At 51.6% G+C, this 17,491-nt stretch carries 15 protein-coding genes; 9 read left to right on the top strand and 6 right to left on the bottom strand.

Going from position 1 to position 17,491, the window contains the following annotated elements:
* The first annotated feature begins 95 nt into the window (after positions 1–95).
* Both AYJ59_RS03715 and AYJ59_RS03710 read left to right on the top strand, forming a co-directional pair.
* Positions 96–722, top strand: a complete 627-nt coding sequence (locus AYJ59_RS03715) for a TetR/AcrR family transcriptional regulator (protein ID WP_029938837.1) — start codon at positions 96–98, stop codon at positions 720–722.
* Between the two features lies 1 nt (position 723).
* Positions 724–1,173: a hypothetical protein gene (locus AYJ59_RS03710; protein ID WP_029938838.1), complete on the top strand. Its 450-nt coding sequence runs from the start codon at positions 724–726 to the stop codon at positions 1,171–1,173.
* Positions 1,174–1,268: 95 nt separating this feature from the next.
* On the opposite strand, the gene AYJ59_RS03705 is transcribed toward AYJ59_RS03710, so the two are convergent.
* The 3 genes from AYJ59_RS03705 to AYJ59_RS03695 are packed head-to-tail and all read right to left on the bottom strand — an operon-like array spanning position 1,269 to position 4,694.
* Positions 1,269–2,051, bottom strand: coding sequence for an EI24 domain-containing protein (locus AYJ59_RS03705; RefSeq protein ID WP_029938839.1), 783 nt, complete (start codon positions 2,049–2,051; stop codon positions 1,269–1,271).
* The gene (locus tag AYJ59_RS03700) at positions 2,051–3,574 is read right to left on the bottom strand and encodes an NAD-dependent succinate-semialdehyde dehydrogenase (RefSeq protein WP_257791234.1); all 1,524 of its coding nucleotides are present in this window, start codon (positions 3,572–3,574) and stop codon (positions 2,051–2,053) included. The genes AYJ59_RS03705 and AYJ59_RS03700 overlap by 1 nt, the downstream gene beginning before the upstream one ends.
* The gene (locus AYJ59_RS03695) at positions 3,492–4,694 is read right to left on the bottom strand and encodes an EAL and HDOD domain-containing protein (RefSeq protein WP_127119266.1); all 1,203 of its coding nucleotides are present in this window, start codon (positions 4,692–4,694) and stop codon (positions 3,492–3,494) included. The genes AYJ59_RS03700 and AYJ59_RS03695 overlap by 83 nt, the downstream gene beginning before the upstream one ends.
* On the opposite strand from AYJ59_RS03695, the gene AYJ59_RS12925 reads away from it, so the two are divergent.
* The gene (locus tag AYJ59_RS12925; RefSeq protein WP_164730730.1) at positions 4,693–4,896 is read left to right on the top strand and encodes a hypothetical protein; all 204 of its coding nucleotides are present in this window, start codon (positions 4,693–4,695) and stop codon (positions 4,894–4,896) included. The two genes, AYJ59_RS03695 and AYJ59_RS12925, sit on opposite strands and share 2 nt — an antisense overlap.
* Here the strand turns inward: AYJ59_RS12925 and AYJ59_RS03690 are convergent.
* Positions 4,886–6,220, bottom strand: a complete 1,335-nt coding sequence (locus AYJ59_RS03690; protein ID WP_127120363.1) for a dihydroorotase — start codon at positions 6,218–6,220, stop codon at positions 4,886–4,888. The two genes, AYJ59_RS12925 and AYJ59_RS03690, sit on opposite strands and share 11 nt — an antisense overlap.
* A 165-nt stretch (positions 6,221–6,385) precedes the next feature.
* Here AYJ59_RS03690 and yidD point away from each other — a divergent pair, with 165 nt between their 5' ends.
* The 3 genes from yidD (at position 6,386) to ppx (ending at position 10,669) form a co-directional block, all read left to right on the top strand.
* Entirely contained in the window at positions 6,386–6,694 is a 309-nt protein-coding gene (gene yidD, locus AYJ59_RS03685) for a membrane protein insertion efficiency factor YidD (RefSeq protein WP_127119265.1), read from the top strand.
* A gap of 173 nt (positions 6,695–6,867) precedes the next feature.
* Entirely contained in the window at positions 6,868–8,979 is a 2,112-nt protein-coding gene (gene ppk1 / locus AYJ59_RS03680; RefSeq protein ID WP_127119264.1) for a polyphosphate kinase 1, read from the top strand.
* Positions 8,980–9,154: 175 nt separating this feature from the next.
* Positions 9,155–10,669: an exopolyphosphatase gene (gene ppx / locus AYJ59_RS03675; protein ID WP_127119263.1), complete on the top strand. Its 1,515-nt coding sequence runs from the start codon at positions 9,155–9,157 to the stop codon at positions 10,667–10,669.
* 8 nt (positions 10,670–10,677) lie between these two features.
* Here the strand turns inward: ppx and AYJ59_RS03670 are convergent, their stop codons facing one another.
* Positions 10,678–11,775, bottom strand: coding sequence for a hypothetical protein (locus AYJ59_RS03670; protein ID WP_127119262.1), 1,098 nt, complete (start codon positions 11,773–11,775; stop codon positions 10,678–10,680).
* A 108-nt stretch (positions 11,776–11,883) separates the two neighbouring features.
* Complete coding sequence (locus AYJ59_RS03665) at positions 11,884–12,381, bottom strand: hypothetical protein (RefSeq protein ID WP_029938847.1); 498 nt, start codon at positions 12,379–12,381, stop codon at positions 11,884–11,886.
* Between the two features lie 274 nt (positions 12,382–12,655).
* On the opposite strand from AYJ59_RS03665, the gene pyrE reads away from it, so the two are divergent.
* The 3 genes from pyrE to AYJ59_RS03650 all read left to right on the top strand — a co-directional run bounded on the left by pyrE (position 12,656) and on the right by AYJ59_RS03650 (position 17,468).
* Entirely contained in the window at positions 12,656–13,297 is a 642-nt protein-coding gene (gene pyrE, locus AYJ59_RS03660; RefSeq protein WP_127119261.1) for an orotate phosphoribosyltransferase, read from the top strand.
* Positions 13,298–13,329: 32 nt separating this feature from the next.
* Complete coding sequence (locus AYJ59_RS03655; protein WP_127119260.1) at positions 13,330–13,869, top strand: SixA phosphatase family protein; 540 nt, start codon at positions 13,330–13,332, stop codon at positions 13,867–13,869.
* Between the two features lie 92 nt (positions 13,870–13,961).
* Entirely contained in the window at positions 13,962–17,468 is a 3,507-nt protein-coding gene (locus tag AYJ59_RS03650) for a methyl-accepting chemotaxis protein (protein ID WP_127119259.1), read from the top strand.
* Positions 17,469–17,491: the final 23 nt, after the last annotated feature.

Below are 17,491 nucleotides of genomic sequence, written 5' to 3'. Positions count from 1 at the left end.
CAGCTAGCATAGTTCATTAAGCAATGAGATATTAATATATAACCACTTGTTAAAAGTTTTTTATCCAAAGGCCTTTAATTTTTTTAAAGATTGTTATGAAACCAAACACCCGAAAACCCAACGCAACCGCCCTGAAAATCCAGCTTTGTGCGACCGAAATGTTTGCTGAAAAAGGATATGAAGGCACCATCATGGATGAGTTGACGGAGCGAACCGGAGTCAACAAGGCCAGTATTTACTACCATTTCCGCGACAAAGCCACGCTCTATGAACATTGCCTGACCCAACTGTTCGCCAGCGTGGCCGCCCCGGTTGCCGATGCCGTCGACCAGGCTTCAACGCCCGATGAAAAACTTGCAATCTTCATTCAAAGCTTTGCCGAACAAGCCCGTGAAAAACCCGCCATGCCGTCGATATTAATGCGCGAAATCGCTTCCGGAGGCCAACACATGCCCGATACCGCGCGTCAACAAATGCAGCGTTTACTCTCGACCTTGAAAAACCTATTAAACCAGGGACAACAAGAAGCTATATTCGAGTCATTCAATGCTTTGACACCGCATTTCATGGTCATTGGCAGTCTGTGCTTTTTCCTCACCAGCCAACCCATGCGCGATCGCATCGACAGCCCGGAAAAGATCGACCCGGAACTGAACGAATTTACGCACCAACTGATTCGAATTTTACAATCAGGCCTGGCCAAAACCACCAAAGGAGCATGACATGAAAACCGTATTACAACGCCTCGCATTAAGCACCCTGCTCACTCTAATCTCACTTCCTGCATTCTCAGCCGATAACCGAACCGTCGTCTGGCTCAACGAAGAAGAACAAGCCATGTTGCTCAGCGAAATGCGCCAGTTTTTGGTTGCCAGCCAAAAAATTCTAGCGGCCAGCTTGAAAGATGACATGGAAACGGTTGAAGCAACCGCTCGTAACGTCGGCATTCAGCAAATGCGCTCGACACCGCCCAGCTTGAGAGCCAAACTGCCAAAAGGCTTTAAAGCTCTAGGGCCCAAGGTGCATCGCGGGTTCGAAGCCATTGCCAACGAGGCGGAAACCCTTGGAGATTCAACGGTGATATTGGAACGCCTCGCGCAACTGCAAAAAAACTGCATCGCCTGCCACGCAGCGTATCAAGTAAAAGCCACGGCAACCTTGACTGAAAAGTGACCAGGCCTGGTCAGAATTGCCATTTCAACGCCCAACTTCATCGGACGTTGAAATGGTGAATCGGTTCACGAAACGAACCGGAAAACGATGAGTCGTTAATCGATAATGGTATCCGCATCGCTTTTCAATCCAGGTTCCAATGACAGCTGGTCGAAATAATAATGCGACAAGGCGATGACCGCCAGTACCGGCGCGAAAAAGCTGATAATCGGAAACACACTCAAGGCATAGAGCACCCCGACGGCAAAAGTCGGCGGCCAGTTCGTCAACGGCTTCAAGCGGCTGAACAAGGCTTCCGGCAGAATCACCTGCCCCACATCCAGCACCACGGCATAACGGAAAAACAAGAACCCGATCAGCCAGAACCACACCACGTTGATGAGCGGCACAAACAGCAGCGGGAAAGTCACAATCAACAGCAGCAAAATCAACAACCCGAATTTCACCAGTTTCCAAATCATGCCCAACATCGAGCCGTGACCGTGGTATTCGGTGTGCGGGTAATGTTTGTCATGCACCGCTTTCACCAGCGAATCGGTCATAAAACCGGTCACGATCATCGCGAACAACAGCACCAGATAACTGCCGAGCACAATGCCCAGCAACCCGGCAATCACCGCGACGGTAAAGCCCAAAAACCAGAGCACCAATCCGCCCACCAGAGGAATCGCGCCGATGGTATTCTCGGCTTGAAGCTTCCAACTTTCAAAGTCCTGTACAAACGCACTCTGCGTAATAAAGTCACTCGTCAACAACAGGCCGAATACGCCATACCCCATCAACGAGACCAAAACCAGGCCAACGGCGAACGGAATAAACAGCCGAATCAGAATGGTCGGTTCTTTCAAATCGACCAGGGTTTTCCAGAGCAATGTCATTATTTAATCCAAATGCTTTTAATATTAGTGAATTCGCGAATGCCTTGTCCCGACAGTTCACGCCCGTAACCGGAATGCTTAATGCCTCCAAACGGCATGCGCGGGTCGGAAAAGGTAATGCTGTTAACAAAGGTCGCGCCCGATTCCATGCCACGTGCCATGGTTTCCGCCGTGGCCGAATCATTCGACCAGATGGAACCGCCCAAACCGAAGTCGGTGGCATTGGCCAGCCCAAGTGCATGCGCCGGCTCGGTGGCTTTCAATACAATGGCGACTGGCCCGAAAAACTCCTCGCTGAACGCCGGCATATTGCTGGTCACATCCGTCAGAATGGTGGGCGCATAATAACAGCCCGGACGATCCAACTGATAACCGCCGGTGACGATTTTCGCCCCCATTTCAACCGATTTGGTGACTTGTTGATGCAACTCGTCGAGCAAATCCTGGCGCGCCATCGGCGCCAAGGTCGCATCCGGTTCCATCGGATCACCCGCTTCGAACTGTGACTCCACCGCCGTTTTAAAACGCTCGATAAAGTCATCGATAATCCCCGCGTCCACGATAAAGCGCTTGGAAGCGATACAACTTTGCCCCATATTCATGAAACGCCCTTTCACCGCATTTTCCACCGCGGTTTGAATATCGGCGTTATCCAGCACGATAAAGGCATCGGAGCCGCCCAATTCCAGCACGGATTTTTTCAATTCTTCCCCGGCGACACTCGCCACTTTGCGGCCGGCCGGTTCGCTCCCCGTCAAAGACACGGCTTTGACCGCCGGATGGCGAATCACCGACTCCACCTTATCGGAACCGATCATCAAGGTCGTGAAGACCCCGTCCGGGTATCCGGCCTTACGGAACACTTCTTCAATCGCCAAAGCACACTGCGGTACGTTGGAAGCGTGTTTCAACAAACCGATGTTACCGGCGGTGACGGTCGGTACCGCAAACCGCAATGCCTGCCAGAACGGGAAGTTCCACGGCATTACACCCAGCACCACGCCCAGCGGTAAATAGGCCACATAGCTTTTGCTGGCATCGGTTTCAATCATTTCATCGGCCAGAAACCGCTCGGCATTTTCGGCATAGTAATCGCACAACCAGGCGCACTTTTCGATTTCCGCCACGGCTTCGGAATAGCGTTTCCCCATCTCCAGCGTAATCAACTCCGCCAGGACTTCCTTGTCGTCCAACAACACATCACCCAAACGATTCAACAATGCGATACGGTCGGACAGCGGCGTCAGTTTCGACCAGTCGGCAAAGCCGTAACCGGCTTGCGTGACCACCTCGTCGAGTGTGGCCTGATCCCAGGTATCGAATTCGGCTAACAGTTCATTGGTTGCGGGATTGATTGATTGCATCATAGTCGTTCCTTCTTTGGTTACGGCCGAACGTAAATGCGGTCCATTCGGGATGGCGGACTCGCCGCCGAAAAGGTTAAGGGTTATCCATGGCTTGCTGTGCCCAGGCCGAAGCCGATAACAGCAAATTGGCCAAATCGGAAATGCCGACTTCGCCATAACGCAGGTTGGCGACGGTCTCTCCGGCACTTTCCAATTGTTTCAAGCACGACAGAGCTTCCCCCATCGGGCCACGATAATGAATCAAGGCCTCTTTCACTTCATCGGACAAAGGCATTTCGTCAAGAATTTCGGCAATCGGGGCGCGGAAAAACGCGCCTAAATTGGAAAACAGCCCCACCAGAAAGAACGTGTCGCGTTCACGGGCATGGCCGGTTTTCTCGGCCAGTTTTTCACAAAAATTGGCGCGCATCAACGAAGTGGTCAAGAGTTCTTTCGGCGCATCTTCCAAATCGCCAAGCATCATCATATTGACCCAGAACTTCAAACGCTTCAGCCCCATGTATTTCAAAGCATCGGAAACCGACTCGACCTTGATGGGAATCATGGTCGCCGGATTGTTCACCGCCACCAATAACTTGTGCGTCAAGGCGACATCCTGGCTCAAAATGCCGGACAGTTCTTCGAATTTGGTTTTGGGGTCGTTGATTTTGGACATCAACTGCAACAAGGTCAGCTTGTTGCCGGTCAATTTCTGACCGTTCATCACCACGGGATTGGTGAAAAAGTAGCCCTGAAAATAATCGAAACCGATACGTTTGAGATAATTGAACATCTCTTCGGTTTCCACCCGTTCCGCAATCACCTTGACGCCTTTTTCATGCAAATCTTGCAACATGGACTTCATTTTGACTTCGGAGTGGGCTTCGTTATCGATTTTCACGAAATCGCTGATCGAGGCCAGCTTGACACTGGATTCATCATCGATAAAGTTATCCAGCGCAATGGCGGAACCTTCCAGCTTCAAGGCCTTCAAGCTTTTGAGAATCTCGACGTCCTTATTCACGTCGTTGGGGATTTCCAACACGATGTTATGATTCTGGTCGAAACTCGGCCATTTCGCTTTGGCAATCAACTCGCGCGGCAACTGCATCACCGCCGCATGAGAACCGACAATCGACTGAAACCCGATTTCGGATTCGGTCTTTTCCAACAATTGTTCAGTGGCTTCAATGGTGGTTTGGTTGGGGTTCAGTCCTTGATGAAATTCCAGCTCATACGCAAAGACTTTCATATTACGATCAAGAATCGGTTGGCGGCCAATAAAAACTTCTGACATGATTCATTCCTATTGCACTCAGAGTGACGCTTTCGTCGACGACGATATTGTTATGTTTGATACGTTTTCACGCGTACTTCAAACTTTAACGCCGAGCCAGAACGAACGCAAGCAAAAATGGTTGGGCCAATCCGAAAGTTGGGCCAAATCATCTGACTTTCCGCCAGGCCTGGTGGAAATTCGGATTCCGCTTAACGGGTAAATGTCAGGCGTTGCCCCGGTGTGAACTCGGCAAACTTGCCTTGGTGATACTTCAATTCACCATTGACGATGGTGCTCATCACCGACGATTTGAAGGTGTGACCTTCCCAAGGCGACCAACCGCATTGATAAAGGTTGTTGTCACGCGTGTCGGTATGCGGACGGTTCATGTCCACCAACACCAAATCGGCGGCATACCCTTCACGGATAAAGCCACGCTTTTCAATCTGGTAACGAATCGCGACATTGTGCGAGGTTTTCTGCACCACGGTTTCCAAATCGAACACCCCGTCATGCACCATGTCCAGCAAGGCCGTCAGCGATTGCTGCACCTGCGGCAAACCGGCCGGCGTGCCGAAGTAGGAGTCACTTTGTTTTTCTTCCCAGGTGTGCGGCGCATGGTCGGTGGCAATAATGTCGATCCGCCCTTCTTTCACCGCTTGGCGAATGGCATCACGATCGGACTGTTGTTTGATGGCCGGGTTACATTTGATCAAACTGCCTTTTTCCATGTAATCGTCGGCGGTAAACCACAAATGGTGCACACAGGCTTCGGCGGTGATTTTTTTGCCTTCGACCGGCCCCGGTGCAAACAACGCCATTTCTTCGGCGGTGGTCAAATGCAGAATGTGCAAATCGGCCCCGGTTTTCTTCGCCAAATCGACCGCAAAAGACGACGACTTGTAACAGGCTTCTCGACAACGAATGTCCGGATGGTATTGCATCGGAATCGCATCACCGTATTTTTCGCGATACAAGGCTTCCTGTTCTTTAATCATCGGCGTGTCTTCGCAATGTGTGGTAATCAAGGTCGGACTGTGGGTGAAAATATCGGTCAACGCCTGCTCACGATCCACCAGCATGTTCCCGGTGGACGCTCCCATGAAAATCTTAACTCCGCAGGTCGCGTTCGGATCCAGTGCTTTGACTTCTTCGATGTTGTCGTTGGTGGCGCCCAGATAAAACGAGTGATTGGCCCAAGCGGTTTTGGCGGCCAGTTCATACTTGGCTTCCAAATTTTCCAACGTGGTGGTGGTCGGTTTCACGTTCGGCATGTCCATAAAGGTCGTTGTACCGCCCGCGATCGCCGCTTTCGATTCAGTCGCAATACTGCCTTTGGCCGGGAACCCAGGGTCGCGAAAATGCACTTGGTCATCGATAAACCCAGGCAATAAATGTTGGCCGGCCGCGTCGATGGTCACGTCCGCCGCCACCGACAACTGCGGTGCGATTTGCGCAATCACACCATCTTGAATGAACACATCGGCTTCAAAAATTCGGCCTTCGTTAACGATTTTGGCTTGGGTAATCAATAGACTTTTCATAAACGGACTCTTGTATTGCAATGCGAATGGCATCATTTTAAACCCTTGAACCGATTTGCATAGAGAAAACCCATGAAAATTTCGTATCCTGGTAAAATCATCTTGGCACAATATCAAATGTGATAAAGTAACATTTTATCCTAAACGGAGAAAACCGCTTCGACCATGAACCCGTTCAAATGGCTGGCCATATTGCCGATTCGCTTTTACCAGTTGTTCATCAGTCCATTACTGGGGCCGCGCTGTCGCTTTTACCCAAGCTGCTCTCACTACACCATTGAAGCGATACAACAACACGGTGTCTTGTGTGGATTATGGCTGGGCGTCAAACGGGTCTCCAAATGCCATCCCGGCAACCCTGGCGGTGTTGACCCGGTGCCGGAATGCGGTTGCTCGCATCATGACAAGAAGGCTTCGACCGCCGACAAGGTCCCGGCTTCCGTACCAGAACACGAAGACCGTTCGAAAGACTGAACGCAAATTTCATTTTATCGTCATCTAGCGGCTCTATACTGCCTGTCACGAACGGCTGTCTTTGCAACGCCACACCGAATCCCTCTTGTAAATCGGCCTAGAAAGAGGAAAATATGAAGGTTGGCACTCGGCCAGCTGCACAGTCGACCATAACAACAATATCAGAGGACGCCATGGAAACCGAAACGACGATTGACACCCCTTACATCAACCAAGAACGAAGCTTACTCGAGTTTAACCGTCGCGTTTTGGCCCAAGCGAAAAACCCCGACATTCCATTGTTGGAACGCTTGAAATTTCTATGTATTTCCAGCAGCAACATGGATGAATTTTTTGAGGTGCGCCTGGCCAGTCTGTATGAGTTGTGCAAAGATCCGTCCGCACGCACCCAACCCGACAATCTGACGCCGCACGACGCCATTGAAGTGTTGTCGGACGTAGCGCATGAATTGGTGGACGACCAGTACCACACCTTAAACCACATACTGATTCCCGAGTTGGAAAAGGAAGGCATTCGTTTTCTGCGCCGCAACCACTGGACCGAACAACAAAAGGAGTGGATTCGCGACTATTTCGTCAAATCCCTGCAACCGGTCATGAGCCCGATGGGGCTCGATCCGTCGCATCCGTTCCCGAGACTGCTCAACAAAAGTTTGAACTTCATCGTCTCGTTGGAAGGCAAAGACGCTTTCGGACGCTCCAACGGTTTAGCCATCGTACAGGTACCGCGTTCCTTGCCGCGCATCATCAAACTGCCGCCGGAAGCCACCGACGGTTCGAACGATTTCGTTTTCCTATCATCCGTGTTGCACTCCAACGTCTCCAACCTCTTCCCGGGTATGACCGTGACCGGCTGTCACCAATTCCGTATCACCCGTAACACCAATTTGTTCATCGACGAAGAGGAAGTGGACGACATTATGAGCGCACTGGAAGGCGAACTGAGCAGCCGTCAATACGGCGGCGCCATTCGTCTGGAGGTCTCCGACAAGTGTCCGAAAAACATGTACGAATACCTGATGGACCGCTTCAACCTGAACGAAGAACAACTCTATCAGGTCAACGGTCCGGTGAACCTGCACCGTCTCAACGCCGTGCCGGATTTGGCCAAACGACCAGACCTGCTGTTCGAACCTTATTCACCGAGACAGTTGACGGTCAAGGAAGCCAAACAAGGCGCGTTTAAACTCTTTACCCGCAACAAGGCGCCGCAAACCCTGTTTGACCAAATTCAACAGCGCGACATCCTGTTGCACCACCCGTACGATTCTTTCACGCCGGTCATCGAGTTCCTGCAACAGGCCGCCAAAGACCCGAACGTACTGGCGATTCGCATGACCCTTTACCGAACCGGTGAAAAATCGGCGATTATCGACGCCTTGGAAAAAGCCGCCAAAAACGGCAAGGAAGTCACCGCCGTGGTGGAACTGCGTGCCCGCTTCGACGAGGATAACAACATCATTCAGGCCAACCGCCTGCAGGATGCCGGGGTCAATGTGGTTTACGGCGTGGTCGGTTACAAGACCCACGCCAAAATGATTCTGGTGGTGCGCCGCGAAGGCGAGCAGTTACGCCATTACGTCCATCTCGGCACTGGTAACTATCACCACATCACCACACGTTTTTACACCGATTTCGGGTTGTTTTCCGCCCACCCGGAAATGGGACGTGATGTCTCAAAAATCTTCCAACAACTGACCAGTTTGGGCGACACCAAAAACTTGCAGGTGCTGTTGCAGTCCCCGTTCACCTTACAGAGCGGCATGGTTGAACGCATTCAACGCGAAGCGGAAAACGCCCGACAGGGCAAACCGGCGCGCATCATTGCCAAAATGAACGGCTTGCAGGAACAAGGCATGATTGACGCTCTCTACGAAGCCTCGCAGGCCGGCGTGGAAATCGACTTAATCGTGCGCGGCATTTGCAGCTTACGCCCCGGCGTGCCGGGCTTATCGGAAAACATTCGGGTCACCAGCATCATCGGTCGTTTCCTGGAACACCACCGCGTCTATTACTTCGAAAACAGCCAGAGCGAGCCGGAACTTTTCTGTTCCAGTGCCGATTGGATGCGCCGCAACCTCTTCTCGCGCGTGGAAACCTGCTTCCCGATTCTGGACAAAAAACACTTCCAGCAAGTCTATACCGAAGGGTTGGCCATTTACCTGAACGACAACACCGGCGCCTGGCAACTGCAGGCCGATGGCTCCTACACTCAAAAAGCCCCGGCCGACGGCGAAGAACCCTTCAACGCCCAGCGCTGGCTGATTGAAAAATATTCCAGCTAAAACGGCTGACCCGCCATTAACCGACTGAGCGCCGACGGTCAGTCGGCGTGGTTCATCGTTTGCGAATCATCCACTTTCACAGTAAGCTGTAACAGACAGGTCAGGGACGGCCGATTTTCATTTTCGCCAAAAGCGAGTAAACTATGCCCCTTTTTCGCCAACTCAGTAGCTTAAAATGACAGAAACGACCGCCGAACCGAATCAAAATATCTACGCCGCCATCGACCTCGGCTCCAACAGTTTCCACATGGTCATCGCTCGCGAAGTCCACGGTCAGCTCCAGATCATCGACAAGCATAAAGAGATGATTCGGTTGCGGTCAGGCCTGGACAAAAAAGGTTATTTGACCCCGCAGGCCTTTCAAAACGGCATCGAATGCCTAGAACGTTTCGGCCAGTTGATTAAAAACATTCCGTCCCACCAAGTCCGCGCCGTCGGCACCAATACCCTGCGCAACGCCAAGAACAGCCATGAGTTTCTCAGCCAGGCGCGACAAGCCCTTGGCCACAGCATCCAAATCATCGCCGGACAGGAAGAGGCTCGCCTGATTTACCTCGGCGTGGCGCACGGTCTGCCGCAAAACGACGAACAACGCCTGGTGATGGACATCGGCGGCGGCAGTACCGAATACATCATTGGTCAGAACTTCACCTACAGTCACCTCACCAGCACCGAAATGGGCTGTGTCAGCATCACCCAAAAGTTCTTTTCCAAAGAAGACATTACGGAAAAACGCATGAACAAAGCGATTTCCGCCTGCCGTCAAATCATCCGCCCGCACCTGTTAAAACTGACACGCCTTGGCTGGGACTGCGCTCTGGGCGCTTCCGGCACCATCAAGGCCATCGGCACCATCCTGAAAGACAATGACTGGAGCCCTTCCGGTATCACCTTAGACGGCATGTACCAGTTGCGGGACGCGATGATTGCCTCGGACTCGCTGGCCACTTCCGGCATTCAAGGCTTGAAAGACGAACGGGTGCCGGTGTTGCCGGGCGGCTTGGCAATTCTCATCGCCACCTTTGAGGAACTGAAAATCGATCAGATGCAGGTGTCTTCCAACGCCTTGCGCGAAGGCCTGATATTCGACACCCTTGGCCGCCTGTTCGCGGAAGACGTGCGCGAAACCAGTGTCGCTGCCGCCCAGGCCTGGTTAAAAATCGACTTACAACAGGCCAACGCCATCGCCCGTACCAGCGAGATGCTGTACAAACAGGCGCACAACAGTTGGCAATTGCACGACGGCGATTACAGTTATGAAAAGTTATTGAACTGGGCGGCGCGCCTGCACGAAGCCGGCATGGCGCTGAGCTACAAGCGTTACCGCCATCACAGTGCCTATTTGATTGAAAATTCCGAATTGGCGGGTTTCACCCAGGAAGAAAAGCAGATGCTGTCGGCCATGTTATTGAACCATCGCGGCAAGTTCGTGCCGGATGTCTACGACAAGTTCGATGCGCCGCACAACAACAAACTCAAATACCTGACCGTCTTGCTGCGCTTGGCGGTGCGTATTCACCGCGGGCGTGAAACCGACATTCCGGACATTCTGCTCTACATTGAAGACGAGCGCAGCATTCGCCTGCAATTCGAAAACGACTGGCTGCCGGAGCACCCGCTCACCCAGCTTGACTTGGATGTCGAAGCCGGGCGTTTGGCCGCCGCCGGTTTTGAACTGACGTATCAGTAGAATCACAATCAGTAAACGTCGAACTGCACCCGTCGGCTCTTTTTCCAGTCGTGCCACAGTGCTTCGGCGGCCGCTTCGTCCAACCCGCCCTCGGTTTGCAATATCTTCAGCAACACGCTTTCCACACCCACTTTGAGCTGGTTTTTGTCGCCGCACAAATAAAAGAACGCTCCGTCCGACAATAATTTCCAAACCGCAGCACGGTCTTCCCAAAGTCGATCCTGCACATACACTTTATGCGCCTGGTCGCGGGAAAAGGCGGTGCGTAAATGCAAGCCTTGGGTTTCCCACTCCGCCAGAGTGGTCTCGAACAGATGGCTTTTATCTCGATGGGTTTCCCCGAAAAACAGCCAGGCCTGGTGATTTTGCACACAACGCTCTTCCAGAAACCACTCCTGCAAAAAACCGATAAACGGCGCAATACCGGTACCCGCACCCACCATAATGATCGGCGCCGGTTCACACAACGCATCTTCCAAAGCATGCGGCAATTTGAAGTTACGGTTTTTGCTCAAGGCGACATCAATGACGTCACCCGACTGCAACGCACTCAACGCCGTGGTGACTAACCCTTTGCGTTCCCGCTCGGCGCGCTCGAACGCCACCTTGCGATACACCAAATCCACGCGTTTGTCGCCCACCGCCTTCGGGGCGGAAGCAATGGAATAATATCGTGGAGCCAAGGGCGCCAACAGTTCACAAAAGGACAAGCCTTTGAATTGAGGATACGCCTCCAGCAGATCGACGATGTCGCGCCCTTCGGCGTACGCCATCATCTCCGCACGGTCGGCCCAATCGTCCAATCCTTCGTGACGTTTGAGCTTGTTCAAAATCGCCGGACTCAACTGCGTCAGTTCCAGATGATAATGCAAGGCTTCGCGCACCGGCATTTCACCCAACCGCCGTAGCTCAATCCGTTCGTCGCCGGACAGTTCCAGTTTCTGCAACACCAACTCGACCAGCTCGGGGGAATTTTCGGCCGACACCATCAACCAGTCTCCTGGCAGGTAATCGAGCGCGTCTTCGGTTTCCAGACCGATGTGAAACACATCTTTTTCCGGATGGTCAGGCGTCAAAAGTTCGTTGAATAGCACTTTGGCTTGCATGGAATGTCCTCACGATTCGTGTTGGCCATCCATTATAGGATGCAACGGCTTTTTTACAAAACCGTTGCCAAGAGAGTAATAAGGATACAAAAAAGAAATCGGTCTGAATCAGCCACGCAGGTTTTCAATCAACACACTGAGCCACGGCGCAGTGGCCAGAATGGTCACCGCCGACATCAACCCGGAAATCAACCCGATACCGACCTGCGGAATCAGGTTATTGTTTTTGATTTCGATGTCGGACATTTGACGCTCGACGGCGGCGAAAATATCGACTTGTTTTTTCAGCAAACTGTTCAAGGTCCGAATCTGCTTGAACAGTAATTGCTGCTCTTTTTCGACCTTATCACGCGACTTTTCGGAAACCGCTTCCAGGTCATGCATTTGTTTCGCCAACTGACCAATGGAGGCATCCATCTGTTTGACCAGACTTTGAATCGCCACTTTATCGTCTTTCAGCCACTCGAAATCCGGCGAAACCATGTCTTCCATATCAATCGAATTGAACTCCTCCGCCTGGTTCTGGGCACGATGACGTCTGAGCGCCTGTTCCAACAACACGCTTTTCGAGCCGAGAGGTTCCACTTTACTGAGGTCAATAGCCATTTTTCCGTCCTTTTATGAGTGATGCGAGGTGACAAAAAGTGTCAATATTCCGTCACCTGAATTGTCTTTGTGACATCACTTGCAGGATGTGTGCCAATTTCGTTTTTTCTGCACTACGCGATTTAACGAATGCCTGATAGAGCGCCTTTCGAGCGGACATAAATGCATAAAAAAATATATGATTTCAGTGGCAAAAAACTTTATCCCTAAAGTGCTTGAGAAAAAAAAACCGCATGGTTAAGATAACCTGACGAAAAGGAATGAATACACACGAATGAACAAAGCAAAATTTATTGAATTTATCATGGAAGCCGGCGTCTTGAAGCTGGGCGAATTCACATTGAAATCGGGCCGTAAGAGCCCTTATTTTTTTAATGCCGGTCTCTTCAACACCGGCGGGCAACTTGCCCAGTTGGCGGAAGCTTACGCGGCCACCATCTCCGACAGCGGTGTCGGGTTCGACGTTCTCTTCGGCCCCGCTTATAAGGGCATTCCGCTGGCGGCCACCACCAGCGTCGCATTGGCGAAAGATTTTGCTTTGGACAAACCCTATGCGTTTAACCGCAAAGAAGCGAAGGATCATGGTGAAGGCGGCACCATTGTCGGCCACCCGTTGGAAGGCGATGTGCTGATTATTGATGATGTCATCACCGCCGGTACGGCGATTCGCGAATCGATGGAAATCATCCGTTCGCACGGTGCCCGGCCGGCCGGCGTGGTGGTTGCATTGGATCGAATGGAACGCGGCCAGGGAACCCAATCCGCCATTCAGGAAGTGGAAGCGGAATATGGCATTCCGGTCTTCAGCGTGATTGACCTGAACGATATCATCGACTTTTTGACCGAACAAAGCGATGATTCGACCATTTTGGCATCCATGAAAGATTACCGTGCCAACTACGGCATTGACGCCTGACGAATGTAAACAACCAGTGAGTAAGCGACGACGTGGCAAATAAACTTCGAGAGCTGCTGTTATTGCGGCATGCGAAATCCGACTGGAAAAAACCGGACACGGCCGACATCGACCGCCCGATTTCCGATAAAGGAAAAAAAGCCGCCTGCAAAATCGCTCATTGGTTCGGCGAACAGAACATTTGGCCAGACCTGGTGTGGGTCTCACCGGCCAAACGTGCGCAACAAACGCTCAAGCGCCTGAATTTGCCAAAAGACATTCCGGTCGAAACCCAGGACGCCTTGTATATGGCCGATCGAACCCAACTGCTGGCCTTATTGGCCAAGATACCGGATGGATTCGAGCGGGTGTTGCTGATTGGCCACAACCCCGGCTTTGAGGACTTGATTCATTTTCTCATTGGCGACCCGAAAGAAGACGGTACCAAATTACTGCCGACGGCGGCGTTAGCACAAATGGTATTAGGCCATAACTGGCAACATTTATCCGCGGGTGACGGACGTTTATCGCACATAACCCGCCCGAAAGACATCGCTCGGCCCTGCAAGGAAAAGGACGCTCCCGCAAGCTGACAAATTTGGCTGGGCATACTTTATGCTAAGCGATTGATTCAATAAGACAATAACAACGATAACAACTCAATAAAACTGTCAGAGGCACCGGTATGACACAAGCAAACAGACACCTTATCGATGAACAAGTCGAAATTCCGGATTACTATCGGATCATTTCCCGAACCGACCTTCAAGGAACCATCTTGGAAGCCAATTCCGAATTCATCGAGGTCAGTGGCTATCCCGCCGATGAAATCATCGGCCAACCCCACAACATTTTGCGTCACCCGGACGTGCCAAAAGCCGTCTTCAAGGACTTTTGGGATACGCTGAAAGCCGGACTTTCCTGGACGCAAATCGTCAAAAACCGCACTAAAGACGGTCGCCACTATTGGGTCAAGGACAACGCCGCTCCGATTGTTGAAAACGGCAAATCCGTCGGTTACATTTCCGTCCGCACGCCCGCCACCAAAGAAGAAATCGCCACCGCCTCGGCGGCCTATAAAGGCATTAATGCCGGGCGCCTAGTCATTCACCGCGGCAAAATCCAAACACCATCCCGTTATCGTTTCGACCAACTCAATCCGTTTAACCGCATGAAAATCATGAGCAAACTGGCGGTCACCGGTTTGATTTTGGTGGTGCTCGGTTTTGCCATCAGCGCCACGCTTGCGGAAATCGACTACTTAAAGGCGGAAGACGAAAACGCACAAATTCGTAAAGAACAGATTGTTCGCGATCTCGACAACTACGTCTCCAAATATGAACTCGTCAGCTTGAATACAGCCATCGGATTAGCCGCCAACCCGGATGTGATTCGTTCACTGGAAAGCGGCGATAACCGTCTCGCCAAAAAAGCCTTGGACGAAGATTTCAATTTGATTAAAAAGGTATCCGGTCAAACGGTTCGTGCTCACATCCATGATGCACGCGGCCACTCTTTCCTACGTTCCTGGCGCGATAAATCCGGTGACGACCTGAAATCGTTCCGCTATACCGTCAACCAGGTTCGCGAACGCCAAACAGCCGTGACCGGCATTGAGCTGGGCCGTGCCGGTGCCGCTATCCGCAGCTTGTCACCAATCTTCAGCGAAGACGGCTCCACGTTCCTCGGTTCCGTCGAAATCGTCTCCAGCATTAAATCTCTGGTGAAGTTTTTACAAAACGACGCCATTGATTACGTTTCACTGTTCACCCCTAACGCGTTGGATATCGCGGTCAAAGCCAAAGACAATCCGAAATTCGGTAACCTGACGCTGGCCAGCACCACGGATTTCGCACCGGAAACCGTCGAAAAATTGAAAGCCATCGATATCAATCGCTTGATTGATAAAGGTCAGTTGATTGCCAACGGCGCTTTCTACGCGTTGAAGCCGATTACCGATACCAATGGAGATATGATCGGTTACCACATTTTCATTGAGGACATGGCCAAACTCAATGGCTTAAACAAAGCGGCCGCCAACGCGGCCATCGATTCGGTCGTCAATGTCGGCGTTTCAATGCTGGCACTGATCATCATCTTCCTATTACTCATCAAAACCAATGTCATTCGTCCGTTGAAGCGTATTGTCGACGTCATGACTCACGCCACGGAATCCGGCGATTTGAGTACCCGTGTCGACGCGTCCCATAAAGATGAAATGGGGCAGTTGGCCGAAGCTTATAACAACCAGATGCAATCCGCACAAGTCTCACTGGGTGAAGCTGGCCGCATGATGAAAGACATCTCCGAAGGCCGCCTGAAAACCGAAACCATCATTCCGATGACCGGTGATTATCAGGTGATGAAAACCAACCTGAACAATGCCTCCAAAGCCTTGCAGGAAACCTTTGGCGAAGTTCGCGGCATTCTTAAAGAAATCCGTGCCGGTAACTTCAACTACGAAACACACCACCAGACCCGCGGCGATTTCAGCGACGCTATGAAAGACGCCCAAGCGGCCATGACCATCCTGAAAGGGGTTTTCTACGAAGTCAACGAACTGATGAGTCAAGTTGCGGAAGGTTTCTTCGGACGCCGAATCACCTCCAAAGCCGAAGGTGAAATTCAAGAATTGAAGGACAACATTAATGCCTCCTTGGACAAGCTGGAAAGCATCATTCAGCAGACCACTCAAGTCATGATTGCCCAAGGCACCGGTGATTTACGGACCCGCATTGACATGGAAACCGACGGTACTTTAGCCGTACTAAAAGCAGGTATCAATAACTCCGTCACCAATATTGCCAGCTTACTGTCACAATCGACCTATTCCATTAAAAAACTGTCCGATGGAACCATCAAGATTTCCAACGACATCTCCGACTTGTCAGCTCGCACTCAGCAGCAGGCCGCGTCATTGGAAGAAACCGCCGCGAGTATGGAACAAATCACCTCCACCATCCAGCAGACCGCTAACAACGCGAAAGAAGCCAATGAAGCCGCCACGGCATCTTTATCGGAAGCGCGCGAAGCCAATCAGGTGGTACACAAAACCATTGAGTCCATCAATGAAATCAACGAAGCCAGTGCCAAAATTTCCGAAATCACCACCTTGATCGACAGCATCGCTTTCCAAACCAACCTGCTGGCATTGAACGCCGCAGTGGAAGCCGCGCGTGCCGGCGACCACGGTCGCGGTTTTGCCGTCGTGGCGGGTGAGGTACGAACGCTGGCCGGAAAATCGGCCGATGCCGCAAAAGACATTCGTCAATTGATCGACAATACGGTTGAAAAAGTCCATGAAGGCGCAAAGCTGGCGGATGAATCCGGTAAGGCATTAGAACTGATTAACGATTCCATTGCCCGCATTGGCAGTTACGTCAGTGAGATTTCACAAACAACAGCCGAGCAAGCCAAAGGGGTTGAACAGGTCAATATCGCTATCAGCAGTATTGACCAGGTCACACAACAAAACTCCACGCTGGTCGATGAAACCGCCGACCGAACCACGGAAATGAGTCGCTTGGCCGAAAGTGTCGATGAATTGATTGGCACCTTCAAAATCGATTTGGATCAAATCGCTTTCCGGACGGCGATGGAAAGCGGTATCTTTACCTTTGCCCACGCACGCCGCGCCCACCGTCAATGGAAAGGCATCATCACCGCTTATGTGGAAGGCCTTGACATTGAATTTGACCACGCAGCCGCCACCGACCACCACAAATGTGCGCTCGGTCAATGGTATTACGGCCCGGAAGGTCAGAAATACATGCACCTTCAGGAAATGAAAGATGTTGAGAAATGGCACGCCGAGTTGCACGCTGTCATTAAACGCATCTTGGAAGCCAATAAAGTCGGCGACACCGAAGCCATCAAACGTGAATTCCGTAATCTCGACCAAGCCAGTGAAGAAGTCATTAAACACTTGTCCTTGGCCGAAAAAGCCGTGGCCCGAGAAGCTAGAACCCATGAAAACACCATGCCGCCTTCTGCGGTTAACGGTCGCCCGACTCCCAAACTGAGCACGTCCAATACTCCGAAAATCAAATCGGAAAAACCGGTCGCCAAACCAGAGGATAAGCCGGAAACCGTTTATCGTCAGCCGATGCCTTCGACTCCAGAAACAGGCTTGCAAAAACCGGCACCTTCACAACCCAAGCAAGATGAGGGTGATGAATGGGGTGAATTCTAAAACCTCATTGCTTAGCCCATTTC

Source organism: Thiomicrospira sp. S5 (assembly GCF_003991075.1).
In the GTDB taxonomy this organism is placed as follows: domain Bacteria; phylum Pseudomonadota; class Gammaproteobacteria; order Thiomicrospirales; family Thiomicrospiraceae; genus Hydrogenovibrio; species Hydrogenovibrio thermophilus.
Note: the sequence above shows the minus strand (reverse complement) of the source record. Positions and strands in the feature narration are given on the sequence as shown.

Excerpts from the sequence above, each read along its gene's own strand:
- AYJ59_RS03715 (WP_029938837.1), top strand. The coding sequence starts at position 96 with ATGAAACCAAACACCCGAAAACCCAACGCAACCGCCCTGAAAATCCAG.
- AYJ59_RS03710 (WP_029938838.1), top strand. The coding sequence starts at position 724 with ATGAAAACCGTATTACAACGCCTCGCATTAAGCACCCTGCTCACTCTA.
- AYJ59_RS03705 (WP_029938839.1), bottom strand. The coding sequence starts at position 2,051 with ATGACATTGCTCTGGAAAACCCTGGTCGATTTGAAAGAACCGACCATT.
- AYJ59_RS03700 (WP_257791234.1), bottom strand. The coding sequence starts at position 3,574 with ATGGCGAAGTCGGCATTTCCGATTTGGCCAATTTGCTGTTATCGGCTT.
- AYJ59_RS12925 (WP_164730730.1), top strand. The coding sequence starts at position 4,693 with ATGATTCATTCCTATTGCACTCAGAGTGACGCTTTCGTCGACGACGAT.
- AYJ59_RS03695 (WP_127119266.1), bottom strand. The coding sequence starts at position 4,694 with ATGTCAGAAGTTTTTATTGGCCGCCAACCGATTCTTGATCGTAATATG.
- AYJ59_RS03690 (WP_127120363.1), bottom strand. The coding sequence starts at position 6,220 with ATGAAAAGTCTATTGATTACCCAAGCCAAAATCGTTAACGAAGGCCGA.
- yidD (WP_127119265.1), top strand. The coding sequence starts at position 6,386 with ATGAACCCGTTCAAATGGCTGGCCATATTGCCGATTCGCTTTTACCAG.
- ppk1 (WP_127119264.1), top strand. The coding sequence starts at position 6,868 with ATGGAAACCGAAACGACGATTGACACCCCTTACATCAACCAAGAACGA.
- ppx (WP_127119263.1), top strand. The coding sequence starts at position 9,155 with ATGACAGAAACGACCGCCGAACCGAATCAAAATATCTACGCCGCCATC.
- AYJ59_RS03670 (WP_127119262.1), bottom strand. The coding sequence starts at position 11,775 with ATGCAAGCCAAAGTGCTATTCAACGAACTTTTGACGCCTGACCATCCG.
- AYJ59_RS03665 (WP_029938847.1), bottom strand. The coding sequence starts at position 12,381 with ATGGCTATTGACCTCAGTAAAGTGGAACCTCTCGGCTCGAAAAGCGTG.
- pyrE (WP_127119261.1), top strand. The coding sequence starts at position 12,656 with ATGAACAAAGCAAAATTTATTGAATTTATCATGGAAGCCGGCGTCTTG.
- AYJ59_RS03650 (WP_127119259.1), top strand. The coding sequence starts at position 13,962 with ATGACACAAGCAAACAGACACCTTATCGATGAACAAGTCGAAATTCCG.